The organism is Aquitalea aquatilis, from assembly GCF_005155025.1.
In the GTDB taxonomy this organism is placed as follows: Bacteria; Pseudomonadota; Gammaproteobacteria; order Burkholderiales; family Chromobacteriaceae; genus Aquitalea; species Aquitalea aquatilis.
The window spans coordinates 1,904,213-1,926,828 of record NZ_CP039731.1 but is presented as its reverse complement, the minus strand read 5'-3'; the positions used below and the strand labels follow the sequence as shown (position 1 = coordinate 1,926,828).

The 22,616-nt window shown below is 62.2% G+C and carries 25 protein-coding genes; 8 read left to right on the top strand and 17 right to left on the bottom strand.

Translation table 11 applies throughout. The features are described 5' to 3' along the window. Positions 1-43: 43 nt before the first annotated feature. From ubiB to queA, 6 genes are read right to left on the bottom strand one after another with little or no spacing between them, the layout of a single operon-like run. Complete coding sequence (ubiB, locus tag FAZ30_RS08995) at positions 44-1,570, bottom strand: ubiquinone biosynthesis regulatory protein kinase UbiB (RefSeq protein ID WP_124643202.1); 1,527 nt, start codon at positions 1,568-1,570, stop codon at positions 44-46. Between the two features lie 17 nt (positions 1,571-1,587). After that, positions 1,588-2,166 (bottom strand): ubiquinone biosynthesis accessory factor UbiJ, encoded by a 579-nt coding sequence (locus tag FAZ30_RS08990; protein ID WP_137009307.1) that lies wholly within the window; start codon positions 2,164-2,166, stop codon positions 1,588-1,590. Between the two features lie 31 nt (positions 2,167-2,197). Beyond that, complete coding sequence (locus tag FAZ30_RS08985) at positions 2,198-2,827, bottom strand: LysE family translocator (protein WP_137009305.1); 630 nt, start codon at positions 2,825-2,827, stop codon at positions 2,198-2,200. A gap of 46 nt (positions 2,828-2,873) precedes the next feature. After that, entirely contained in the window at positions 2,874-3,608 is a 735-nt protein-coding gene (gene ubiE / locus FAZ30_RS08980; RefSeq protein ID WP_124643208.1) for a bifunctional demethylmenaquinone methyltransferase/2-methoxy-6-polyprenyl-1,4-benzoquinol methylase UbiE, read from the bottom strand. A gap of 2 nt (positions 3,609-3,610) precedes the next feature. Then, positions 3,611-3,982, bottom strand: coding sequence for a gamma-butyrobetaine hydroxylase family protein (locus FAZ30_RS08975; RefSeq protein WP_124643210.1), 372 nt, complete (start codon positions 3,980-3,982; stop codon positions 3,611-3,613). A 30-nt stretch (positions 3,983-4,012) separates the two neighbouring features. Then, the gene (queA, locus tag FAZ30_RS08970) at positions 4,013-5,044 is read right to left on the bottom strand and encodes a tRNA preQ1(34) S-adenosylmethionine ribosyltransferase-isomerase QueA (protein WP_137009303.1); all 1,032 of its coding nucleotides are present in this window, start codon (positions 5,042-5,044) and stop codon (positions 4,013-4,015) included. Between the two features lie 300 nt (positions 5,045-5,344). Between queA and aroQ the strand changes: the two genes are divergently transcribed. The 7 genes from aroQ (at position 5,345) to FAZ30_RS08935 (ending at position 10,928) form a co-directional block, all read left to right on the top strand. Then, on the top strand, positions 5,345-5,794 hold the full coding sequence (aroQ, locus tag FAZ30_RS08965; RefSeq protein ID WP_059287045.1) for a type II 3-dehydroquinate dehydratase: 450 nt from the start codon (positions 5,345-5,347) through the stop codon (positions 5,792-5,794). Between the two features lie 34 nt (positions 5,795-5,828). Further along, positions 5,829-6,284 (top strand): acetyl-CoA carboxylase biotin carboxyl carrier protein, encoded by a 456-nt coding sequence (gene accB, locus FAZ30_RS08960; protein WP_124643214.1) that lies wholly within the window; start codon positions 5,829-5,831, stop codon positions 6,282-6,284. A 100-nt stretch (positions 6,285-6,384) separates the two neighbouring features. Beyond that, positions 6,385-7,743 (top strand): acetyl-CoA carboxylase biotin carboxylase subunit, encoded by a 1,359-nt coding sequence (gene accC, locus FAZ30_RS08955; protein WP_124643216.1) that lies wholly within the window; start codon positions 6,385-6,387, stop codon positions 7,741-7,743. Continuing rightward, complete coding sequence (gene prmA / locus FAZ30_RS08950) at positions 7,743-8,639, top strand: 50S ribosomal protein L11 methyltransferase (protein ID WP_124643218.1); 897 nt, start codon at positions 7,743-7,745, stop codon at positions 8,637-8,639. Before accC ends, prmA begins: the two co-directional genes overlap by 1 nt. Beyond that, complete coding sequence (locus tag FAZ30_RS08945; RefSeq protein ID WP_137009301.1) at positions 8,636-9,790, top strand: DUF3426 domain-containing protein; 1,155 nt, start codon at positions 8,636-8,638, stop codon at positions 9,788-9,790. The genes prmA and FAZ30_RS08945 overlap by 4 nt, the downstream gene beginning before the upstream one ends. A 124-nt stretch (positions 9,791-9,914) precedes the next feature. Next, on the top strand, positions 9,915-10,493 hold the full coding sequence (locus FAZ30_RS08940; RefSeq protein ID WP_205676656.1) for a thioredoxin domain-containing protein: 579 nt from the start codon (positions 9,915-9,917) through the stop codon (positions 10,491-10,493). Positions 10,494-10,697: 204 nt separating this feature from the next. After that, positions 10,698-10,928, top strand: coding sequence for a hypothetical protein (locus FAZ30_RS08935; RefSeq protein ID WP_124643222.1), 231 nt, complete (start codon positions 10,698-10,700; stop codon positions 10,926-10,928). A gap of 200 nt (positions 10,929-11,128) precedes the next feature. Here FAZ30_RS08935 and FAZ30_RS08930 read toward each other — a convergent pair whose 3' ends face one another. The 10 genes from FAZ30_RS08930 to FAZ30_RS08885 form a co-directional block, all read right to left on the bottom strand. Further along, on the bottom strand, positions 11,129-12,133 hold the full coding sequence (locus FAZ30_RS08930; protein WP_124643224.1) for an NAD(P)H-dependent glycerol-3-phosphate dehydrogenase: 1,005 nt from the start codon (positions 12,131-12,133) through the stop codon (positions 11,129-11,131). Between the two features lie 3 nt (positions 12,134-12,136). Then, positions 12,137-12,583, bottom strand: coding sequence for an SH3 domain-containing protein (locus tag FAZ30_RS08925; protein WP_124643226.1), 447 nt, complete (start codon positions 12,581-12,583; stop codon positions 12,137-12,139). After that, entirely contained in the window at positions 12,583-13,035 is a 453-nt protein-coding gene (gene secB / locus FAZ30_RS08920; protein WP_124643228.1) for a protein-export chaperone SecB, read from the bottom strand. The genes FAZ30_RS08925 and secB overlap by 1 nt, the downstream gene beginning before the upstream one ends. A gap of 148 nt (positions 13,036-13,183) precedes the next feature. Further along, complete coding sequence (grxC, locus tag FAZ30_RS08915) at positions 13,184-13,441, bottom strand: glutaredoxin 3 (RefSeq protein ID WP_124643230.1); 258 nt, start codon at positions 13,439-13,441, stop codon at positions 13,184-13,186. Between the two features lie 29 nt (positions 13,442-13,470). Beyond that, positions 13,471-14,892 carry a D-alanyl-D-alanine carboxypeptidase/D-alanyl-D-alanine endopeptidase gene (gene dacB / locus FAZ30_RS08910; protein ID WP_137009299.1) on the bottom strand — a complete coding sequence of 474 codons (1,422 nt, stop codon included), beginning with the start codon at positions 14,890-14,892 and terminating at the stop codon, positions 13,471-13,473. Then, positions 14,892-17,066: a primosomal protein N' gene (locus tag FAZ30_RS08905; RefSeq protein ID WP_124643235.1), complete on the bottom strand. Its 2,175-nt coding sequence runs from the start codon at positions 17,064-17,066 to the stop codon at positions 14,892-14,894. Before FAZ30_RS08905 ends, dacB begins: the two co-directional genes overlap by 1 nt. A 487-nt stretch (positions 17,067-17,553) precedes the next feature. Beyond that, positions 17,554-18,615 (bottom strand): uroporphyrinogen decarboxylase, encoded by a 1,062-nt coding sequence (hemE, locus tag FAZ30_RS08900; RefSeq protein WP_124643237.1) that lies wholly within the window; start codon positions 18,613-18,615, stop codon positions 17,554-17,556. A 15-nt stretch (positions 18,616-18,630) separates the two neighbouring features. Further along, positions 18,631-19,596 (bottom strand): fatty acid desaturase, encoded by a 966-nt coding sequence (locus FAZ30_RS08895; RefSeq protein ID WP_124643239.1) that lies wholly within the window; start codon positions 19,594-19,596, stop codon positions 18,631-18,633. A 90-nt stretch (positions 19,597-19,686) separates the two neighbouring features. Continuing rightward, positions 19,687-20,208 (bottom strand): chromate transporter, encoded by a 522-nt coding sequence (locus tag FAZ30_RS08890; RefSeq protein ID WP_124643241.1) that lies wholly within the window; start codon positions 20,206-20,208, stop codon positions 19,687-19,689. Then, on the bottom strand, positions 20,205-20,765 hold the full coding sequence (locus tag FAZ30_RS08885; protein WP_124643242.1) for a chromate transporter: 561 nt from the start codon (positions 20,763-20,765) through the stop codon (positions 20,205-20,207). The genes FAZ30_RS08890 and FAZ30_RS08885 overlap by 4 nt, the downstream gene beginning before the upstream one ends. Positions 20,766-20,841: 76 nt before the next feature. Between FAZ30_RS08885 and gcvA the strand changes: the two genes are divergently transcribed. After that, complete coding sequence (gcvA, locus tag FAZ30_RS08880; protein WP_124643244.1) at positions 20,842-21,729, top strand: transcriptional regulator GcvA; 888 nt, start codon at positions 20,842-20,844, stop codon at positions 21,727-21,729. 15 nt (positions 21,730-21,744) lie between these two features. Here gcvA and FAZ30_RS08875 read toward each other — a convergent pair whose 3' ends face one another. Continuing rightward, positions 21,745-22,599 carry a hypothetical protein gene (locus FAZ30_RS08875; protein ID WP_124643246.1) on the bottom strand — a complete coding sequence of 285 codons (855 nt, stop codon included), beginning with the start codon at positions 22,597-22,599 and terminating at the stop codon, positions 21,745-21,747. Between the last annotated feature and the right edge of the window lie 17 nt (positions 22,600-22,616).

Sequence of the window (22,616 nt, the reverse complement as noted above, 5' to 3'; positions counted from 1 at the left end):
GCTGCCAGCAGTCGCGTGCTTTTCTGTTTCCCCATCCCGCAGATTACAACAAGGATTTGGCCAGCAAGGCGGTCAGCAGAATGGCAATCAGCGCCAGCAGGAAATTCTGCCGCTTCTGCTCTCGCATCAGCTGGATATACCCCTCCACCAGCAGGTCGCTCTTGGCGGCAGACAGCGCCTCATTCAGCTTGCGCGGCAGCGTAGGCAGGGTGGTGGCCCATTGCGGAGCCTCCTGCTTGAGGGTGCGCAGCATGCCACGCCAACCCATCTGCTCGTTCATCCACTTGGTAAGGAAAGGCTTGGCGGTCACCCACAAATCCAGGTTGGGGTCCAGCTGGCGTCCCAGTCCCTCGATATTGAGCAGGGTTTTTTGCAGCAGGACCAACTGCGGCTGGATTTCTACATTGAAACGGCGGCTGGTTTCAAACAAGCGCAGCAGCACCAGGCCGAAGGAAATCTCCGACAAGGGTTTTTCAAAGATGGGCTCGCACACCGTGCGTACTGCCGCTTCCAGCTCCTCAGCGCGGGTGGTTTTCGGCACCCAGCCGGATTCAATATGCGCGGTGGCCACGCGGTGGTAATCGCGATTGAAGAAGGCGAGGAAATTCACCGCCAGATAATGCTTGTCTTCATCAGTGAGGCTACCGACGATGCCGAAATCCAGCGCGATATAGCGGCCATCTTCCGCCACGAAGATATTGCCCGGGTGCATGTCGGCATGGAAAAAACCATGGCGGAACACCTGGGTAAAGAAGATTTCCACCCCGAAGCGCGACAGCTTGCTCAAGTCCACACCCTGCTCGCGCAGGCGCTCGATCTGCCCCACCGGCGTGCCGTGCATCCACTCCAGCGTCAGCACATTGCGGTTGGTGTAGTCGTAAAACACTTCCGGCACGATCAGCATGTCCGAGCCGGTGAAGTTGCGCCGCAGCTGCGAGGCATTGGCCGCCTCGTGCATCATGTCCAGTTCGTCGTGCAGATACTTGTCGAACTCGGCCACCACCTCGCGCGGTTTCAGCCGTTTGCCATCAATGAAGAAACGCTCCACCCAGCGGGCCAGCGTGGACATCAAGGCCAGATCCTGCTCAATCACCGGCTGAATGCCGGGGCGCAATACCTTGACCGCCACCTCGCGGCCACGGCTGCCATCCGGCTGCTTGAGCCAGGCCTTGTGCACCTGCGCCACCGAGGCACTGGCCACCGGGGTGATCTCAAAATCCACAAACAAATTCTCTACCGGCTGGCCGAAGCTCTGTTCGATCACCTGCCGCGCCAGCGCGCCGTCAAACGGGGCCACCCGGTCCTGCAACTGGGCCAGCGCATCGGCATAGTCGGGCGGCAGCAGGTCACGCCGGGTCGACAAGACCTGGCCGAACTTGACGAAAATCGGCCCCAGCCCTTCCAGTGCCAGCCTCACCCGTTCTGGCAAGGGCGCGCTGACATCTCGCGGCAGCGGACACAGCTTCAGCAGCGTGTGGACAAAACCCAGGCGCGAATGACCTTCGAAAAAATCATCCAGACCATAACGGTAAAGCGTGGAAACAATCTTGAAAAAACGCGAAATCCGCATAATGACCGGGCTAGCCCTTATTCCTTTGGTTTCACCAGCACCGCTTCCAGCCGCGCCAGTCTTTTTTCGCTACGCGCCACATCATCGCGCAGGCTGTCCACCGCACGCAGATAGCTGCCCACGGCTTGCCGGCTGGCCAGCATGGGCGCTTCTTCGCGCAGGTGCTCTACCCAGTTTTCCAGCAAGCGCCAGGCAATTTCACCCTTGAAGCCCAGCGAGGCCCGTGCCACGCGCTGCAAACGGTTGGCCGCCACATCGCCCATGACCCGCGACAGGTCTTCGCCAGCATCCCAGCGCAGACGCGCAATCAGACGGCCAATGGCCACAGCCAGCTCGGCGTCGCCTTCCAGGCTGACATCACTCAGCGCCGGATCACGACCGCTCACCGCTGCCAGCGCAGCGGCATGCTGCAAGCGGATGACGGCCTCAGGCTCGCCCTCACAGGCAGCCAGCCAGCCATCATCGGTAATCACCCCACGCACGGTGAGCGGAGCCAGGGCGATGCCAACACGGCGGCCGGCATGGGCCGCCAGCTCGGCGCGCACGGCGGGCTGCTGGTTCAGCAGATGATTGAATACGGCAATCTGGATACGCATCAGCAATGCTCCACAAACAAGCGGCCCGGTTTCAGTGTTTCAGCCGGGCAAACAAGAGATTGATACCCAGCAGGATAAACAGGCCGCCACACAGCTGGTCCAGTCGCTGCGCCACACCCTTGCGCCGCAGCCAGTCGCCCAACCGGGCCGACAGCAAGGCCAATGCCGCACACCAGGCAAAGCCGGTGGCAACAAAGCTGAGGCCCAGAATCACAAAGGACACGGCGGTGGCACCCGGTTTGACAAACTGCGGCAGGAAGGCCAGAAAAAACAGCGCCACCTTGGGATTGAACAGATTGGTGAAGAAGGCCTCGCGCAGAATCTTGGCTGGCCGCGCGGCTTCCAACCGGGCAGCATCACCAGCCACGCTGCTGCCAGGACGACGCAGCATCTTCACGCCCAGCCACAGCAGATAGCCCGCCCCCAGCAGCTTGACTGCCAGAAAGGCCATGGCCGATGTCGCCAGCAGCGCTGACAGGCCAAAGGCGGCCAGCAGGGTGTGCCCGAGACTGCCCAGGCCTATGCCCAGCGCTGACAGCAGGCCGACACGACTGCCCTGTGCCGTGCTGCGACCCAGGATGTAAAAAGTGTCCGGGCCGGGCGTCAGGTTAAGCAACAAGCCTGCCGCCATGAAGGCCCACAGATTGGTGATGCCGTCCATGGAATCTCCTTGTCATGCTTTCACCGGCAGACCCGGCACAGGGGCTTTAGAGTTTGTAGCCCTTGTGCAGCGCCACCACACCACCCGTCATATTGTGATAGTCCACCTTGCCGAAGCCGGCTTCCAGCATCATGGCCTTCAGGGTTTCCTGATCCGGATGCATGCGGATGGATTCGGCCAGGTACTGGTAGCTGTCGGCATCGCCAGCCACCATCTTGCCCATCACCGGCAGCGCCTTGAAGGAATAGAAGTCATAGATGGGCGACAGCGGTTTCCATACCTTGGAGAACTCCAGCACCATCAGCTTGCCGCCCGGTTTGAGCACGCGGCACATTTCCTTCAGTGCGGCGTCCTTGTGCGTCATGTTGCGCAGGCCGAAGGCCACCGACACCGCATCGAAATAATTGTCCGGGAACGGCAGTTTTTCTGCATCCGCCAGCGATACCGGCAGAATCAGGCCCTCGTCCAGCAGGCGGTCGCGGCCCACGGTCAGCATGGAGCTGTTGATGTCGGTGAGCCATACTTCGCCCTTCTTGCCCACGCGCTTGGACCAGCCACGTGCCAGGTCGCCAGTGCCACCGGCGATATCCAGCACCTTGTCGCCGGGCTTGACGCCGGAGGTGGTCAGGGTGAAATGCTTCCACACGCGATGCAGGCCACCGGACATCAGGTCGTTCATCACGTCGTACTTCTTGGCCACCGAATGGAAAACATCGGCTACCTTGCCGGCCTTTTCACTCTCGGCCACCGTCTTGAAGCCAAAATGCGTTTCTTGATCCATATTCACTCCCTGCTCGCGCCAGCGGCGGCGAGGCGATTCAGATAATCCTGCCAGTATGCCGCTTGCTGCGCACCCAGCTCGTAAAGGTAAGACCAGCTATAGAGGCCGCTGTCGTGGCCATCATCAAAGGTAATCTTCAGGGCGTAGTGGCCCACCGGCTCCAGCGCGGTGATCGCCACCTGGCGCTTGCCCACCTGCAGCACTTCCTGGCCGGCACCGTGGCCACGCACTTCGGCAGAGGGCGAATACACCCGCAGGTATTCGGCCGGCAGCTGGAAGCGCTCACCATCATCAAAGCTGATTTCCAGCGTACGCGAAACGGCATGCAGGGTGATTTCCTGCACTTGGGCACTATTGGGACTGATTCCTGCCATGTCTGCCTCGTCGTTTTCAAAGATGGGCGCTTAGCCCTGCTCGTCCTTGCGTTCCAACAGCATGGCATCGCCATAGCTGAAGAAACGGTATTGCTGCTGCACCGCATGGGCGTAGGCAGCACGCATTTCCGGATAGCCGGCAAAAGCCGAGACCAGCATCAACAAGGTGGACTTGGGCAGGTGGAAATTGGTCAGCAAGCGATCTACCACGCGGAAACGGTAACCCGGCGTGATGAAGATGTCGGTCTCGCCACGGCCAGCCACCAGCTCGCCACTGCGCGCGGCAGATTCCAGTGCGCGCATGCTGGTGGTGCCCACCGCCAGCACCTGGTTGCCCCGCGCACGCGCTGACTGGATCAGCTCAAAGGTGCGCTGCGGCACTTCGTAGATTTCGCTGTGCATCTTGTGCTCGGCGATGTTTTCCACCCGCACCGGCTGGAAGGTGCCTGCCCCCACATGCAGGGTGACATAGGCCAGTTCCACACCTTTGGCCTGCAAGGCCGCCAGCATTTCCTCGGTAAAGTGCAGGCCGGCAGTGGGCGCCGCCACCGCGCCCTGCTCGCGGGCGTAGACGGTCTGGTAGCGCTCGTCGTCGTCGCCTTCGGCGCTTCTCTCTATATAGGGAGGCAGCGGCAGCTTGCCGGAAGCCTCCAGGATGTCGAACACATTGTCTTCGGCCAGAAAGCGCAGCTTGAACAGGGCATCGTCGCGCTCGACCATTTCCGCTTCCCAGCGTTCGGCAAAAATCAGCCGCGTGCCGGGCTTGGGTGACTTGGAAGAGCGCACATGGGCCAGTACGGTGTGGGCATCCAGCACGCGCTCTACCAGCGCCTCTATCTTGCCGCCACTGGCCTTTTCGCCAAACAGTCTGGCCTTGATGACGCGGGTATCGTTGAACACCATCACATCACCGGCCTTGAGCTGGCTGGCAAAATCGGCAAACTGCCCGTCGGTCAGGGAAGTGCCGGCAACATGCAGCAAACGGCTGGCACCGCGCACGGCGGGCGGATGCTGGGCAATCAGGTGTTCTGGCAGGTGGTAATCGAAATCAGACAGCAGCATGGCGTGAAGCTCGAATCAAAACCGGCAAATTATACCCGCGCCAGCCAGCCCCGGCACGGACTTGTTCGGCCAAGCGCCGAATTTGAGCTTGATCAAGAGTGCGGCGCAAGAAACTGTAAAAAATTTGCCACCGTTTAAAATGCGGTTCACTGTAGTGCATTCGCTCGAAATGGCGGGCTTTCCGGCCAAATCCGCAGCATCCGCCAACCATCAAACAACCGTTTGAAATACTCGAAAAGCTAGACATCGTGTCGCTAATTGCGGCAAACTCGCGCCCATGTTGAACTCAGGAGCAAAGCTTTGACCGGAAAAATCCTCGTGCTGCACGGCCCCAACCTCAATCTGCTCGGGACACGGGAACCACAGCACTATGGCCGGGATACGCTTGCCTCCATCAACCAGCGGCTGACCGAACAGGCCAGCGCCGCCGGTTTCGAGCTTGAGGCGCTGCAAAGCAACGCCGAACACCTCTTGATTGATCGCGTCCACGCCTGCATGACAGACGGAACGTCGTTCATCATCATCAATCCAGCGGCCTTTACCCACACCAGCGTTGCCCTGCGTGACGCCATTTCGGGGGTGAAGGTGCCATTCATAGAAGTACACCTGTCCAACGTCCACGCCCGTGAACCCTTCCGCCAGCATTCGTATTTTTCCGATCTGGCGGTCGGCGTGATCTGCGGTCTGGGCGCGCAGGGCTATGAGCTGGCACTTGCGCACGCCATCCGGCGTTTGTCCGCGCAAGCCTGAGCATAATAAAGTACATCCCATCCGAAGGATTACCATGGATCTGCGTAAACTGAAGAAACTGATCGATCTCGTCGAAGAATCCGGCATTGCCGAACTCGAGGTGACCGAAGGGGAAGAGAAAGTCCGCATCACCCGCGTATCGGCCAACACCCAGATCGCCTACGCCCAGCCGATGATGCAGATGCCGATGCAACAGCAAATGGCACCGGCCGCCGCTCCGGTAGCCGCAGCAGAAGCCCCGGCCCCGGCCAACAACGCCAATGCGCTGAAGTCGCCGATGGTCGGCACCTTCTACCGCTCGGCCAGCCCGGGTTCCAAGCCTTTCGTGGAAGTAGGCCAGAGCGTGAATGTCGGTGATACCCTGTGCATCATCGAAGCCATGAAGCTGATGAACGAAATCGAAGCCGACCGTTCCGGCGTGGTGAAGGCCGCACTGGCCGAAGACGGCCAGCCGGTGGAATACGGCGAGCCGCTGTTCATCATCGAGTAATTCTTCTCTGCCTCGCTAATAGACGCCAGAGATGACAGGGCACGAGACACAGCGTCTGTGCCCTTGTCGTTTGACGCGCCACTCTACGGACGTCCCTACCATGTTTGAAAAAATCCTGATTGCGAACCGCGGCGAAATCGCCCTGCGCATCCAGCGCGCCTGCCGCGAAATGGGCATCAAGACCGTGGTCGTGCATTCCGAAGCCGACCGTGAAGCCAAATACGTCAAGCTGGCCGACGAGTCGGTCTGCATTGGCCCGGCCCCGTCGACCAAGAGCTATCTGAACGTGCCGGCGCTGATCGCCGCTGCAGAAGTGACCGACGCCCAGGCCATCCACCCCGGTTACGGCTTCCTGTCGGAAAACGCCGACTTTGCCGAACGCGTGGAACAATCCGGCTTTGTCTTCATCGGCCCGCGCCCGGACACCATTCGCCTGATGGGCGACAAGGTGTCGGCCAAGGACGCGATGATTGCTGCCGGTGTGCCTTGCGTACCCGGCTCGGCTGGTGCTTTGCCGGATGATCCGGCCGAGATCGTCAAGATCGCCAAGAAAATCGGCTTCCCGGTCATCATCAAGGCCGCCGGTGGCGGCGGTGGCCGTGGCATGCGCGTGGTACATACCGAAGGCGCGCTGATCAACTCGGTACAGATGACCCGCACCGAAGCCGGTGCGGCATTCGGCAACCCGACTGTCTACATGGAGAAATACCTGCAGCAGCCGCGCCATATCGAAATCCAGATTCTGGCCGACGAATACGGCAATGCCATCTATCTTGGCGAACGCGACTGCTCCATGCAGCGCCGCCACCAGAAAATCATCGAAGAAGCACCGGCACCGGGCATTACCGACGAGCAGCGTCAGCGCATCGGCACCGCCTGCGCCGAAGCATGCAGCCGCATCGGCTACCGTGGGGCCGGTACCTTTGAATTCCTGTTCGAAAACGGCGAGTTCTACTTCATTGAAATGAACACCCGCGTGCAGGTAGAACACCCGGTCACCGAGATGATTACCGGCGTGGACATCGTGCAGGAGCAGATCCGCATCGCTGCCGGCGAAAAGCTGCGCTACAAGCAAAGCGACATCATCCTGCGTGGCCATGCCATGGAATGCCGCATCAACGCGGAAGATCCGTTTACCTTCGTACCCTCGCCGGGCAAGATCGAAAGCTATCATCCGGCCGGTGGCCCTGGCATTCGCATCGATTCGCACATCTACCAGGGCTATACCGTGCCGTCGCACTACGACTCCATGGTAGGCAAGCTGATTTCCTACGGTGACACCCGCGAACAGGCCATGGCCCGCATGCGCGTGGCGCTGTCGGAAATCTCCATCTCCGGCATCAAGACCAATATCCAGCTGCATCAGGAATTGTTCATGGATGCCGCCTTCCAGCGCGGCAGCACCAGTATTCACTATCTGGAAGAGCGCCTGTCGCAGATGAAAAAGGGAGAGGCATAATGGCTTGGCTACAAGCCACCATCGACACTGATTCGGCCGTGGCAGAACGCCTGGCCGATGCCCTGATGGACGCCGGCGCGCTGTCGACCGCCATTGAAGATGCGCTGGCCGGCACCGAGCTGGAACAGCCCATCTTCGGCGAACCCGGCATGCCGGTGGACAAGCTGTGGAATCACAGCCGCATCATCACCCTGTTTGCCGAAGATGCCGACGTCGCGCTGCTAATCGCCGCCGCCTGCACCGCCTGCAAGCTGGCCATGCCGGCGTACAAGACCGAACGCGTGGAAGAGCAGGACTGGGTACGCCTGACGCAATCCCAGTTCGAACCCATCCGCATCTCGGACCGCCTGTGGATCACCCCCACCTGGCACGATGCTCCGTCGCCGGACGCCATCAACCTGCAGCTGGACCCGGGCCTGGCTTTCGGCACCGGCAGCCATCCCACCACGCGGCTGTGCCTGCAGTGGCTGGATGCGCATATAGAGGGCAATGAAAGCGTACTGGATTACGGCTGCGGCTCCGGCATTCTGGCCATTGCCGCCCTCAAGCTGGGCGCAGGCTCGGCGCTGGGGGTGGATATCGATGCCCAGGCGGTGCGTTCCAGTCGCGACAATGCCGACCAGAACAACGTGACTGCCACCTTCTGCCTGCCGGATGCCAATCCGGCCGCGCAGTATGATGTCGTGCTGGCCAATATTCTGGCCAACCCGCTGCGCATGCTTGGCCAGCTGCTGGCAAGCCATGTAAAAACCGGTGGTAGAATCGTTCTTTCCGGTATTCTTGCCGAACAGGCTGATGAACTGTCTGCCATTTATGCGCAGTGGTTCACCATGGATACGCCCGTGTTCGACGAGGGTTGGACACGATTGACAGGAACCCGACGCCCAAGCGTATGAGCTATACGACACAGTGCCCCAGTTGCCAGACCCGTTTCAAGGTTAACGACAAGCAGTTATCTGCCGCCAACGGACTCGTCCGCTGCGGGCGCTGTTCGCATGTATTCAACGCCACCGAGCATTTTGTCAGTACCGACACGCCGCCGGTACTGACACCGCCAGCCGCACCGCAGCCCGTGCCGGCCACGCCGCCCGCTGCCGCCGTGCCCCGCGCGCAGCCGCCTGCCGATCCGATGGACGATTTCGAGCTGGAACTGCCCGACTTCGACCCACAGACCGCAGTCAGCCCGGCCACTGCCGACGATTTCGATCTGGAGCCTGCCCCTGCGCTCGCCCCTGCCAATACCATGCAGCCGCCCGACAGCGGCAGCAGCCGCGAGGCCGAAGAGTTCCAGCGTGCGCTGGCCGAAGCCTTGCAAACCCGCAAAACCAGCCCGACGCCCAGCCAGAACTATGCGGCCGAGCTGGATGAGCCAGAGCAGGCTGCCCCCCTGCCCGACGTGTTTGGCAACAAACGCCGCCGTGGTGAGCAGGCCGACGATGTTCCGCCGCCCGCCGCCGCTGCCAGCGCCGAACTGGCTGAAACCCCGGCACCGCCAGCCCGCCCGCCCCATCCCTATGGCGATCTGGGTGAAGCCGACGAAGAAAGCAGCGAGCCGCACCGGCGCAATCCGCTGCTGACTACCGTCATGGTATTGCTGGCCATCATCGGCAGCGTACTGCTGGCCGGCCAGCTGGTTTACTTCAATCGCACCCGCATTGCCGCCGAAGTACCGGAAGCGCGTCCGGCACTGGAAGCCTTCTGCCATATTGCTGGCTGCAACGTGCCCTGGCCTACCGATATCGCCCAGATCCGCACCGAATGGTCGGAGCTGGCCTTCGTGCCGGAGCATGCCAACCTGATCCAGCTGTCCGCCACCCTGAAGAACCATGCCGCCTTTGCCCAGAACTACCCGATGCTGGAAGTTTCGCTGAAGGATGCCGACGATCAGGTGCTGATCCGCAAGGTGTTCTCGCCCAAGGAATACCTCAAGGCTGACGACTTCAAGCTGCAGCGCTTCAATGCCAACAGCGAGGTGAAAGTCACCATGCGGCTGGATGCCGGCAAGGTGCGCGCCATGGGATACAGCCTGTACTGGTTCTATCCCTGAGCGGCACACACCCCACACCAAGCGGCTTCGGCCGCTTTTTTTGCGCCTGCCCGTCAACAGAATGTCGAATCGGCCTTGTATTTGGCTCTGTGCGGTCCAGCATTAAAGGATAAGGAGGCAGCGCATGCACGATTTCATACTGCAGTATGGCGACGAGGCCATTCCGGTGAGCGGCGAGTTCCCGCTGCCGGACAGTTATCTGCCCAGCTTCATGCTGGTGGACGAACACAAACGCGATATTGCGCTGGAGGCTTTTGCCGGCCAGCCCAAGGTCATTCTGACCCTGCTGTCGCTGGATGAAGACGAACACGGTGGCCTGGCCCTGCTGCGGGATACCCGCCGCTTTCTCGAAAACTGGCCAGACCTGCAACTGATCGTGGTGTGTGTGGATTCGCCCTCTTCCCTGCTGCGCAGCCGGCACGAGCACGGCCTGCCTGGCGTCACCCTGCTCTCCACCCTGCGTGGTCGGGACTTTCACAAGCAATACGGGGTGCTGGCCAGCGGCTACCCACTCAGCGGCTATACCGCCCCGGCCATCCTGATTGCCGACAGCGACAATGTCATTCTGTACGCGGAGCGGTTGTGCCATAGCAACGGCCGTTTCAAGCAGCACGACATTGCCGCACGGCTGCAGCTGGCAGAGCCGCCCGCTGACCATCCTGACAGGACAGCAGGAAGCGACGACAGTAGCAGCTCAGCCTGAGTCAACAGCAGAACCACGTACTGGTGCTATGACATGACAGACCGGTGTCGACTATGCGCACCGGCCAAAGTTTCGTCCTATTAAACACCAATAGTAAATAAATGGTTTAAATAATAGGTATTTATTGAACTGATTACTAAAAATATACTGTTCCCAAGCTGTAGAACACAGCAGACACACAATCTCATCAGCAAGGAAAACAGTATGAAAACCCTAGCCATCGCCCTGATTACCCTGATCACCAGCAGCGCCGCTTTTGCCCATGACACCGAGAACAACCCGCCGGCAGCAGCCACGGTAAGCGCCTGGCAGGCCGAGCAGCAAACGATCAAGAATGACTTCGCCAAACTGCCGGCCGCCGAGCAGCAGCGCATCCAGAACATCAATGCCTACTGGGATGCACAGAGCCTGCGTGAGAACCAGCGCACGCACTAACAGCCGCTGACAAAAACCCTGTTGCGGCCTTGCGCCTGCTGGCCGTCCTGCTGGTACAGTCTGCGTCGGTGCCTTGCCCCAGGGACGCTACGCTCTTGTTAACCGCTCCAAGCCTGAAGCAGCCCCCATCACTGCCAGGGCATGAAACATTAAAAAAAGCCTCCATGATGGAGGCTTTTTTCATTGGTACACGGCAAGCATCAATCCAGCGCACCGCCACCTTCGGACTTGGGCGCGCGGCTCAGCAGCCCTTCCACCACCCGATGCGGATCATTGCCCTGATACAGCAGGCCGCACACGGCCGCGGTAATCGGCATTTCCACTTCCAGTCTTTCCGCCATGGTCAGCACTTCGCGAGCGGTGCTCACGCCTTCAGCCACATGGCCCAGCTCGGCCAGAATGATCTCCAGCGATTTGCCTTCGGCCAGCTTCAGTCCCACCTGACGATTGCGCGACAGCGCGCCGGTGCAGGTGAGAATGAGATCGCCCATGCCGGACAAGCCCATCATGGTCTGCTGGCTGGCACCCAGCGCACTGGCCAGACGGGTGATTTCCGCCAGACCACGGGTAATGAGCGCGGCGCGGGCATTCATGCCAAAACCCAGCCCATCGGCTACGCCTGTGGCAATGGCCATCACATTCTTGACCGCGCCACCCACTTCAACACCCACCAGATCATCATTGGCATACAGCCGCAGCAGCGGGCTGTGCAGCTCACGCGCAATACGCCGGGCAAACTCGCCGTCATCCGCGGCGATGGTTACTGCAGCCGGCAGGCCTTCTGCCACTTCGCGGGCGAAACTGGGGCCGGACAATACGCCACAGGGGTGATCAGTCGGCAACTCTTCGGCCACCACCTGATGCGGCAGCAGGCTGGAACCGGTTTCGAAGCCCTTGCACGCCCACAGGATGGGCGGCAGCGCGGAAGACAGTGCCGTCAACGCCCGCAAGGTAGGCCGCAGGCCAACGATGGGGGTGACGATAAGGATCAGCTCGGCGCCGTGGATGGCACGTGGCAATTCCGCGGTCAGCGTGATGCTGTCGGGAAAGGGACAGTCCGGCAGATAGCGGCGGTTGACACGCTCGGCCGCCATGTCGGACATCTGGGCGGCATCGCGCCCCCACAGGCTGACATCATGATGACGGGCAAAAGCTAGCGCCAATGCGCTACCCCATGCCCCACTCCCCAGAATGGCCAGTTTCATGGTTTACAGGCCCCACAGATCGGTGATGCGGGCAAAGCCGCTGCTGCCGTCGCGGTGCTTGACCTTGACCCAGCCATCCTTGGGCGCTTCCTGCCATTGCAGCACGCCATCGCGGGCCACGCTGAACACGGGTTGGCCATCGGCAGAGGCCGTGGCGCGCACCACGGTCTGGTCGGCCGTCACCAGCAACCAGCGCTGGCCGGACAGTGCCGCCAGCGGAATCCAGGCGATGCCGCCAGTGGCGTCACGCACGCGCGACCACTCTTTCTGGCTGGACAACACTTCCACCGGATAATAGCGGCTGACCACGAACAGCTTTTTGGCACTCAATGTGGGCGCCTCGTACAGCGCCACACCGGTTTCCTTGACCGAACGGAATTCCAGCGCCTGCGCCGGCAGGGCATACAGCCCGGCCAGCACGGCAGCAGCGGCGACGAGGCGGCGCAGCATCAGGCGTTGCCGGCTTCGGCTTGCTGGGCGCGCTGCTGCATGTACAGCGCTTCGAAGTTGATCGGCGACAGCAGTACCGGCGGGAAGCCAGCGCGGTTCACCAGATTGGAAACAGTCTCACGGGCATAGGGGAACAGGATGTTCGGGCAGGCCACGCCAAGAATGGGTTCGATGTCTTCGACCGGCACGTTTTCGATGCGGAAGATACCGGCTTCGGTCACTTCGCACAGGAACATGGTTTTTTCCGGCAGCTTGGCGGTCACGGTCACGGTCAGCGCCACTTCATAGAAGCCGTCATCAATCTGCTTGCCTTCGCTGGCCAGCTGCATGTCGATTTCCGGCTGGGCCGCTTCCAGATAGACCTGCGGTGCATTCGGCACTTCCAGGGACAGATCTTTTACGTAGATTTTTTCGATGGAGAATACCGGTTGCAGCTCTTGTTGCTCGCTCATGTCTCAGTCTCGCTGATGGCCGCCCCGGGCGGCCGGTTGCAAAGGAAAATCAGGTTTGCATCATCGCATGAAAGCACGGTGTGCGGCCAGTGCGGCCCAGCGGGAATGGGCCATGGCAGCAGGCGACTCCGTGCTTGCTTGATGGCGGTCAATCAGCCAGCAGCACGTCCAGCTTGCCGGCCTGGTTCAGAGCCACCAGATCGTCGCAGCCGCCGACATGGGTGTCGCCGATGAAGATTTGTGGCACGGTGCGCCGGCCGGTGCTGCTCATCATGTGATCGCGTGCCGCATCGTCCAGATCAATGCGGATTTCTTCAATGCCGGTCACGCCCTTGCTGGCCAGCACTTGCTTGGCGCGGATGCAGTAGGGGCAGACTGCGGTGGTATACATGGTGACGTGTTTCATGACAAAACCTGTTTAATGCGTGGTGGGATTCAGGGCTGCATTATAGCTTCTGCGGCTGGCAGCTGGCTGCTATCCGGTGCGCTGCGGTCGAAGCGGTGGATCAGATCCGCCACGATGCCGTCCAGTGCCGGCCCCATCGCCAGCGCACGCGGGCTGTTGATGATGGCCACGATGGCCAGCCGTCGCCCGTCGGCAGCCTGCCAGTAACCGGCCAGCGCCTTGACGTCCTTCAGCGTGCCGGTTTTCATGCGCAGCCGCGGGCCGATGCTGGCAAAGCGCCGTTTGAGCGTGCCGTCCTCGCTGGCCAGCGGCAGACTGGCCAGCAGCTCGCCACCATAGGGGCCACGCGCGGCATTCAGCAGTACCTGGCCGAGCAAACGGGCCGACACCCGCTCGCGCCGCGACAGGCCGCAGCCGTTTTCCAGCACCAGCGCTTCGTCGGAAATATGCTGCTCGGCCAGCAAGCGGCGTACCGCGCGCTGGGCGGCGGCCGGGGTATCGCTCCCCCCTTCTTCCCGCCCCAGTGTCAGATAGACGGTGCGTGCCATGGTGTTGTTGCTGTATTTGTTGATATCGGCCAGCGCCACGGTCAGCGGCTCGGACTGGAATTGCGCCAGTGTGCGCGCCCCTGCCGGTGCCGGTGCAATCGCCACGCTCTGCGGGCCGCTGCCCCCAAGCTCGGCCCACAGCGCGGCAAACGACTGGGCGGCAAAGTCATTGTGCTCCAGCACATTCACATAGGCCTGACTGCCATCGCAGGCAGCCGGCAGCTTGCCGCTGACCTCGATCTGCCCGGCTTGCTGGCGGATTTGCACCCATTGCCTGACGTCCGGGCAACTGGCGCTGCCACCGGCACTGCTCAACTTGGCCTGCACACTGACATCGGCCAGCGGCGGGTCCAGCACCACCCGTGCGCCATTGGCGTCATTGAAAAAACGCAACCAGGCCACTTTCAGGCCGGTGAGATGGGTATCCGGCTCAACCGTAAACGACTTGCCCTCGTCACCACCGAAATTTTCCGCCGTGCCTATGCTGCTGAAAGCGCTCTTGTCCAGCAGCAGCCGGCCATCGATACGCTGCACGCCACGCTGGCGCAGGCCACGCAGCAGCTCTTGCAGATTGGCGGTACTAAAGCGTGGATCGCCCGCCCCCACCCAGACCAGGTCGCCCTTCAATACGCCGTTTTCCAGCGGAGCCGCCGACACCAGCCGCGTAGTCCAGTGGTAGCCGGGCTTGAGGCGGTTGAGTGCGGTCCAGCTGGTCACTAACTTCATGGTGGAGGCTGGATTAACCGCCGCATCGGCGCGCAGGCTGGCCAGTTCGGTACCGCCCTCGACCGGTGCCGCCCAGATGGCGACTTCATCCGGCTTCAGCCCGTGCAGGTCCAGCGTGGCGGCACCCGCCGTACTGGTGAGCAAGATCAGGGCGAATGCGTGTATGACTGACTTCATTACATCTCCTGCGGGTCGATATCGAGCGACCAGCGCAAGCCACGGCCGTGCTGGCGCGCCTGGGCATCCAGCAGCGGGGGCAGTTGATCAAGAAAACGGTGCAGGGCCTGACGATTGGCCGACTCCAGCACCAGTTGCGCCCGTTCGCGATTGGCCAGCCGCACCATCAGCGCCGGGGCCGGGCCGGATATCAGCACCTCGGCCGCCAGTGCCTGCATCTGCTGGCGGACGTGGGTGAGAAAGGCCGTAGCACTGGCAAGCTCCGGGGCATCGGCGCGCAACAGGGCCTGATAGACCGAGGGCGGGAAAGCCGCCTGGCGGCGTTCCTGCAGCAAGCTGGCGGCAAAACCGTCGAAATCATGCGCCACCAGGGCCTGATACAGCGGGTGCTCCGGCCACTGCGTCTGCACCAGCACTTCACCCGGTGCATCGGCCCGGCCGGCGCGGCCGGCCACCTGGGTGAGCTGGGCAAACAGCCGCTCGGAAGCACGATAATCGGCCGAGTACAGCCCGCCGTCAGCATTGAGCACCGTCACCAGCGACAAGGTGCCAAAGTCATGCCCCTTGGCCAGCATCTGGGTGCCGACCAGCATGTCGACCTCGCCGGCATGGACCTTGCGGTAAATCTCGTCCCAGGCCTGCTTGCGCTGGGTGGTGTCGCGGTCGATGCGCAGGATGCGGGCCTCCGGAAACAGCCGGCCCAGTGCCGACTCCAGCCTTTGCGTGCCCTCGCCCAGCGGCTTGATATCCGGTGCGCCACATTCCGGGCAGGCATGCGGGACGTTCTCCTCCCAGCCGCAATGATGGCAGCGCAGCTTGCGCTCCAGCAGATGCAGTACCAGCCGGGTGGAGCAGCGCGGACAACCGCTGGTCCAGCCGCAATCCGTACAAGCTAGCACCGGGGCAAAGCCACGGCGGTTGATGAACACCAGGCTCATTTCCTGGCGCTCCAGCCGCGCCGCTAGCGCCTTGATCACCGGATCGGACAATCCCTCGACCAGCTTGGCGCGACGGGTATCCACCAGCCGCACCGTCGGCAAGCGCGCAGCCCCGTGGGCGCGCTGATTGAGCTTGAGCTGGCGGTAGCGGCCAGCCTCGACATTGGCCACGGTTTCCAGGCTGGGCGTGGCGCTGCCCAGCACGATGGGAATGCCGGCACGGCGCGCACGCCAGATCGCCAGGTCACGCGCATGGTAGCGCAGGCCGTCCTGCTGCTTGAAGGAGCCGTCATGTTCTTCATCCACCACGATCATGCCCAGCCGTGGCATGGGGGTGAACACCGACAGCCGGGTGCCGATGATGATGTCGGCCCGCCCCTGCCAGGCATCCAGCCAGTTGCGCAGGCGCTCTCCCTCGGCTAACTGGCTGTGCTGTACGGCAATGCGACTGGCGGGAAAGCGCTGCAGGAAGCGCTCGATCAGTTGCGGGGTCAGGTTGATTTCCGGCACCAGCACCAGCACCTGCTGCCGCTGTGCCAGGCAGAGCGCAATGCGCTGCAGATAGACTTCGGTCTTGCCACTGCCGGTAATGCCATGCAGCAGCCAGGCCTGGAAACCAGCCGGCTCACAGCTCAAGGCATCCAGTGCCGCCTGCTGGTCGGCATTCAACTGCGGACTGGGGCCCAGCTCTAGCGGCTGGATTTCCGGCTCCAGCCGCTGTACCAGGCCTGCGGCCAGCCAGTCGGCCAGGATCTTGCCAGCCTGCGGCGTGATCTGCCGCGCCTGGGGCTGGCTGAGCGGGCCATCGCCCAAGGCCTGCCACAAGGCTAGCCGCGCCCGCTGCCGCGCGGCCGGCATCGCGGCGAGGCCCGCCTCAGTCAGGCCATACGGGCGCTCGTCCGGCGGGGTGATGTCGCGCGCCTCGCGCAGCCCGGTGGGCAGGGCGGTGAACAGGGTCTGACCCAGGGGAAAGTGATAGTAAGCGGCGGCGAATTCGGCCAGCGCGAGGAAGTCGGCCGACAAGGGGGGCAGGCTGTCAAATACCTGCTCCAGCTGTTTGAGCTGGCTGTCGAGCAAACCCTCGGGGGGTATGCCAGTGACAACCACGCCACACAACAGGCGATTACCAAAGGGAACAGCCACCCGCTGACCGGGGCTGACTGCAAAATGAGACAGGTAGGTAAATGCGCCAAATAGGGGCAGATCGACCACCACCTGAACTCTCTGAAGACCCACGGCAATTTTCCCTTTTACATCAAACCCAATTCCGACAAGGCTTTGCGCGATCTATGCACAGAAGCTGTGGATATCTTTGTGAACAACTCGTTTACTGGCCGGGGAAAGGCTATTAAATCAGCATTTCCATTAGATTGCACAAAAATTAATCAGAAGAATAAGTGCTTATTTTTCAATTACTTAAAAGCGCAGCACTAATATTGCCCAGTGGGCTTGACAAGTCTGCACAGCTACAGTTCCCAGTGTGAATAACTCTGAGAACACCACCGGGCAATGCTGTCAACACCCCTTTGATCAGCAGGGCAAAAAAGGCTGCACATACTGCAGAAAGTCCGTCCCGGCTGGGGCGATACCCCACACCCCGCAATGGATGAAACAGCTGATAAATCAGACTGTTTTGAGAAATACCTTTGCAACAAAGCGGGAATTGATCAGGCCGTACTTGCAAATGCCAACAGGCCAGGGCGCAGCCCCGGCCTATGCACACTTACTGGTGGAAGGGACGGGACAGACGATGCACGGCCGCTACCAGGGCGGCGGCGTGCTCGGGGTCGGCATGCTGGGAGATGCCGTGACCCAGATTGAAGACATGGCCGGAACCCTGTCCATAGGCCGCCAGGATACGTGCAGCCTCGGCTTCGATGGCTGCCGGCGAGCCAAACAGCGCGTTCGGGTCGAAATTGCCTTGCAGGGCGACTTTGTCGCCGACACGGGCACGGGCCAGACCGATATCGGTGGTCCAGTCCAGGCCTACGCAGTCGGCACCGATGGCGGCAATCTCTTCCAGCCACTGGCCACCGTTCTTGGTGAACACAATGACCGGCACGCGGCGGCCATCGGCCTCGCGCTTGAGACCGGCCACGATGCGCTGCATATAGGCCAGCGAGAATTCCTTATAGGCCGCATGACTGAGCGCGCCGCCCCAGGTGTCGAAAATCTGCACGGCTTGCGCGCCGGCATCGATCTGGGCATTCAGGTAATCGGTCACGGTCTGGGCGTTGACGGCCAGAATGTGATGCAGCAATTCCGGACGGCTGTACAGCATGGCTTTGACGTTGCGGAAATCATCCGAGCCGCCGCCTTCGATCATGTAGCAGGCCAGGGTGAAGGGGCTGCCGGAAAAGCCGATCAGCGGCACGCGGCCGTCCAGTGCCTTGCGGATGCTGGAGACGGCATCAAACACGTATTGCAGCTTGTCCAGCGCCGGCACGCTCAGGGCGCGGATGGCGCTTTCATCGCGCAGCGGGCGCTCGAACTTGGGGCCTTCGCCTTCGGCGAAGTACAGGCCCAGCCCCATGGCGTCCGGCACGGTGAGGATGTCGGAAAACAGGATGGCTGCATCCAGCGGGAAACGCTCCAGCGGCTGCAAGGTGACTTCGGTGGCGTAATCCGGGCTGGTGCACAAGCCCATGAAGCTGCCGGCGCGGGCGCGGGTGGCGCGGTATTCCGGCAGGTAGCGTCCAGCCTGGCGCATCATCCAGATGGGGGTATATTCAACCGGCTCCTTCAGGAGCGCGCGCAGGAAAGTATCGTTCTTGAGCTGGGTCATGATGGTATGGGCTTGCTAGCTTGGCGTAATGGAATCAGCCGGCATTATACCTGTCCCTGCCTTGCGCCGGGGTATTACCGGCAGGCCGGTGGCGGGAGTGGCACGCCACTGGCGCAGGCAGATTGCCTGGCTGAAACGGCCATCCCACTCCAGCCGGGCAGAGACGAAACGCTGCGGCAGCGCCTGCCAGCACAGCTGTGGCCACAGATGGTGCACACCGCGCAAATGGCTGTTGAGCAGACACAGGCCCAGCCAGCGCGGCAGCGCCAGATTGGCGGCACGGCGCGCATCGCCCAGCGGCTGGCCGGCAAAGCAGACGTGATCGGTCAGCGAGATCAACAACGCACGCGCCAGCAAAGCCAGCCACAGCATCCAGTCGTGCGCGCCGTAGATCAGCAATGACAGGCCGGGCAGCAGCCAGGCCAGCAGGGCATCCAACCGCGCGCAGTGTCGCTGCGGGCTGCGCCACACACGACGCTGCAACAAGGGCAGCAAGGGTGCGCGCCCGGCCAGCCAGCGCCAGCGTCCGAGGGCCGGGCAGAACAGCAGCAGCAGGCTGCCGGCCAGCGCCATCAGATAGGCCGCACCACACAGCCGCAGCCACAGATAAAGCCGGCGCTGCCAGCCCGCCTCCTCGCCCGGCTCATACACCTCCACCCGACAGGCCGCACTGCGGCTGTAGCGGTGATGCAGATGATGCGCCTGCCGCCATACATCAAAGGGAATGCCCAGGCTGATGCCCAGCAGGCGTCCGGCCAGCCGGTTGTAACGCACCGAAGGCAGCAGCAGCCCATGCACGGCTTCGTGCAACAGCTGCCAGCGCAGCGGAATCAGCAGTACCGCCGCCACCAGCAACAGACCGTAAGCGGGATGAAACCAGGCCACCGCCAGCGGCACTGCCACCAGTTCGACCAGCCACAAGCGCAGCGCCAGCAGCAGCAAGAGCAGATTGAGGCGTACGGGAATGGCAGAGGAAGACATGCAGGCTCCGGCGGCGGCAGTAAAGCGCAGTGTGACGGCTCTGCATGAAACACAGATGACGCCGCCCGGCACCTGCCGGAACCGGGGCGCTCAGATCCAGCCAGCAAAGCCCAGCAGTGCGCCGCCAGCCAGCAGCCACAGCGGATTGACGCGGGTACGCCAGGCCAGCACGGTGCTGCCGGCACACAACAACCAGCCGGACCAATGCTGGTTGGCGGCCTCGCTCATCAGCATGGCACTGCCGGTCACCAGGCCGATGGTCAGTGGTGCCAGACCGCGCTCGATGGCGCGCCGCCATGGCGAGGCATGCCAGCGTTGCCACAGCCGGGCCACGTAATAACACAGCAGTGACGAGGGGCCACACATCCCCACCGTGGCGGCGAAAGCTCCGGCCAGGCCGGCCACCTTCCAGCCGATCAGGCTGACCACCAGCACATTCGGCCCCGGCGCAGCCTGGGCAATGGCAAACAGCGCGGCAAACTCCTGGCCACTCATCCAGTGATGGCTTTCCACCACGTAATGATGCATTTCCGGAATCAGGGTAATGGCACCACCCACTGCCATCAGCGAGAACACGGAAAAACTGGCCAGTAGCGACAGCAGCAGCATCATGCTTTCTCTCCTGCCCGACCGCGCTGGCGCGCCAGCCATACCGATACCGGAGCCAGCACCAGCAACACCAGCAGCAGCGGCCAGCGCAGCACGCCAACAGCCAGAAGGGTAAGCAGCGCAAACACGGCGGCCACCGCATGGCGCTCTATTTTCTCGCCCATGCGCAGCGCCATGGCCAGCAACAGGCCGGCCGCCGTTGAGGCAAGGCCACGCAAGGTACCCTGCACATCCGGCAGGCTCTGGTAATGGTCGTACAGCATGGCCATGCTCAGCACGATGACCAGCGGCGCCAGCATCAGGCCGGCCACGGCCAGCCAGGCACCTGCCACGCCATGAAAGCGTGAACCGATGGCGATGGACATATTGACGATATTGGGACCAGGCAGAATCTGCCCCAGGCCCAGCAGTTCGGTGAATTCTTCTTCGCTCAGCCAGCGGCGCTGCTGTACCAGCATGCGATGGGCCAGCGGCAGCACACCGCCGAAACCGCTGAGTCCTATGCTGAAAAAGCCCAGGAACAACTGGCGGCGGCTTGGAATGATCAGGGATGAAGTCATGCTGCAAGCCTAGCCCGCCCAGCCCTAATCAACAAACGAGTTTTTATGGCTTTCCATGTGAGCTAAACTCACCAGCATGAACCGACGCCTTCCCCCGCTCAATGCGCTGAAAGCCTTTGAAGCCGCTGCCTGCCACGGTAGTTTCAGCGCAGCCGCCAGCGCGCTGTATGTGACCCACGGTGCCATCAGTCGCCAGATCCAGCAGCTGGAACAGTGGCTGGGCGTGGAGCTGTTCGAACGCCACGGCCGGCGCGTGCGGCTGTCGGTGGCCGGCCAGTCCTACCTGCCAGCCATTCAGGCGGCACTGGACAGCATTGCCGGTGCCACCGAAAAGCTGACGGCACGCAAGCAGGGACGGCGGCTGAATATCAATGTCACCCCCACCCTGGCCATGCACTGGCTGCTGCCGCGGCTCACCCGCTTCCAGCTGCGCTATCCCGGCGTCGAGCTGCGGCTGGCGACCTCGGATGCCAGCATCAACAACCAGAATGCCGATTTCGACATCGCCATCCGCCGTGGCAAGGACCATTGGCATGGTTTTGTCTCGCATGCCTTCCTCACCGAACGGGAGATACCGGTGTGCAGCCCGGCCCTGCTGCAGCGCCTGCCCATCAGGCAGCCTGCCGACCTCGCCGCCCATACCCTGCTGCACGCGGAAACCCGGCCGGTGGCCTGGGCACGCTGGCTGGCCGCGGCCGGGGTGCCGGCCTTGCAATCAGCAGCCGATCAGCATTTCGACCATTACTACCTGGCTTTACAAGCCGCAGTGGACGGACTGGGGGTGACGCTGGGGGCGCTGCCGGTCATCGAAAGCGAGCTGGCCAGCGGCAAGCTGGTCGCACCGCTGGCCGGGCCGGAAATCACCGTGCGCGGCTATTCCTGGGCGGTGCCACAAGCACTGGTAGACGATGAACTGGTAACGGCATTCTGCCGCTGGCTGGAAGAGGAAGGCAGCCAGCACTGAGGTGGCTGGCCGATGTCAGGGGCGATACCACAGGCTGGAATCCTGTAGCGGGGTGGCTGGTGGCAACAAGGGATTGTCCAGCTCGATCAGCGTGCGCTTGGCCAGCGCCAGCCCGGCCAGAACCTGACCGTTATAGCGCTGGAACAGCTGGTTGAAACGGCCATCCTGCAAGGCCATGCGCAAACCCTGCTCCAACTGGCTGGCCAACTGGGGCTGATGCGGGCTGACAAAGAAATACATGGCGGCGGGATAGCGCAGCAGCAGGTGCGGATCGATCACCAGCCCCTGCGCCACCGGCAGGGCAGCCTCGCGCTGCACTTCCATCACACTGCGCGGGAAATAGTCGAAACGCTTGCGCTGCAACATGGGAAAGAGATTGCCATAATCCTGGCTGGTCAGCACTTTCAGGCCAGCACTGCGCAGGATGCTCGTATCCGGCCAGTCGTCCACCTGTCCGGCCACCAGCCGCGCCAGTTGCTGACGGGTGCTGATGCCCGCCAGCAAATCGGGCCGTTCGGCCGGAACCAGTGCCACACGCCAGCCAATCAGTCCCTTGTCCAGCGGAATGCGGATCGGCAAGGTCTTCTGCTCGCGCTCCTTGCTGGTCATGCCCCAGAACAGGTCGATGCCACCATTGGCCTTGCTCAGTTGCACCAGGGCGCGCGACTGGTTCATGGTGCTGGTGCCAAGCAGCTGGCAGCGCAGCCGGGCTTCGTCGCAGGCCAGTTGCAACAGGGCCAGCATATAGGCGCGATGCGGATCGCTCAGCCCGGACACCAGCGCATAGCGCACCGGCTGCACCGGCACGGCGGCCAGGGAGTGGGCACTCAACAGCAAGGACAACAACAGGGTGGCAAGTGGCTTGAACATGGCAGCTACCTTACTGT

Coding starts and splice junctions, on each gene's coding strand:
- hemE (WP_124643237.1), bottom strand. CDS start 18,615: ATGACCCAGCTCAAGAACGATACTTTCCTGCGCGCGCTCCTGAAGGAG.
- ubiE (WP_124643208.1), bottom strand. CDS start 3,608: ATGGATCAAGAAACGCATTTTGGCTTCAAGACGGTGGCCGAGAGTGAA.
- gcvA (WP_124643244.1), top strand. CDS start 20,842: ATGAACCGACGCCTTCCCCCGCTCAATGCGCTGAAAGCCTTTGAAGCC.
- FAZ30_RS08990 (WP_137009307.1), bottom strand. CDS start 2,166: ATGCGTATCCAGATTGCCGTATTCAATCATCTGCTGAACCAGCAGCCC.
- accC (WP_124643216.1), top strand. CDS start 6,385: ATGTTTGAAAAAATCCTGATTGCGAACCGCGGCGAAATCGCCCTGCGC.
- FAZ30_RS08935 (WP_124643222.1), top strand. CDS start 10,698: ATGAAAACCCTAGCCATCGCCCTGATTACCCTGATCACCAGCAGCGCC.
- FAZ30_RS08940 (WP_205676656.1), top strand. CDS start 9,915: ATGCACGATTTCATACTGCAGTATGGCGACGAGGCCATTCCGGTGAGC.
- secB (WP_124643228.1), bottom strand. CDS start 13,035: ATGAGCGAGCAACAAGAGCTGCAACCGGTATTCTCCATCGAAAAAATC.
- FAZ30_RS08925 (WP_124643226.1), bottom strand. CDS start 12,583: ATGCTGCGCCGCCTCGTCGCCGCTGCTGCCGTGCTGGCCGGGCTGTAT.
- FAZ30_RS08985 (WP_137009305.1), bottom strand. CDS start 2,827: ATGGACGGCATCACCAATCTGTGGGCCTTCATGGCGGCAGGCTTGTTG.
- dacB (WP_137009299.1), bottom strand. CDS start 14,892: ATGAAGTCAGTCATACACGCATTCGCCCTGATCTTGCTCACCAGTACG.
- accB (WP_124643214.1), top strand. CDS start 5,829: ATGGATCTGCGTAAACTGAAGAAACTGATCGATCTCGTCGAAGAATCC.
- FAZ30_RS08890 (WP_124643241.1), bottom strand. CDS start 20,208: ATGATGCTGCTGCTGTCGCTACTGGCCAGTTTTTCCGTGTTCTCGCTG.
- FAZ30_RS08975 (WP_124643210.1), bottom strand. CDS start 3,982: ATGGCAGGAATCAGTCCCAATAGTGCCCAAGTGCAGGAAATCACCCTG.
- FAZ30_RS08885 (WP_124643242.1), bottom strand. CDS start 20,765: ATGACTTCATCCCTGATCATTCCAAGCCGCCGCCAGTTGTTCCTGGGC.
- FAZ30_RS08895 (WP_124643239.1), bottom strand. CDS start 19,596: ATGTCTTCCTCTGCCATTCCCGTACGCCTCAATCTGCTCTTGCTGCTG.
- prmA (WP_124643218.1), top strand. CDS start 7,743: ATGGCTTGGCTACAAGCCACCATCGACACTGATTCGGCCGTGGCAGAA.
- queA (WP_137009303.1), bottom strand. CDS start 5,044: ATGCTGCTGTCTGATTTCGATTACCACCTGCCAGAACACCTGATTGCC.
- FAZ30_RS08930 (WP_124643224.1), bottom strand. CDS start 12,133: ATGAAACTGGCCATTCTGGGGAGTGGGGCATGGGGTAGCGCATTGGCG.
- FAZ30_RS08875 (WP_124643246.1), bottom strand. CDS start 22,599: ATGTTCAAGCCACTTGCCACCCTGTTGTTGTCCTTGCTGTTGAGTGCC.
- FAZ30_RS08945 (WP_137009301.1), top strand. CDS start 8,636: ATGAGCTATACGACACAGTGCCCCAGTTGCCAGACCCGTTTCAAGGTT.
- grxC (WP_124643230.1), bottom strand. CDS start 13,441: ATGAAACACGTCACCATGTATACCACCGCAGTCTGCCCCTACTGCATC.
- ubiB (WP_124643202.1), bottom strand. CDS start 1,570: ATGCGGATTTCGCGTTTTTTCAAGATTGTTTCCACGCTTTACCGTTAT.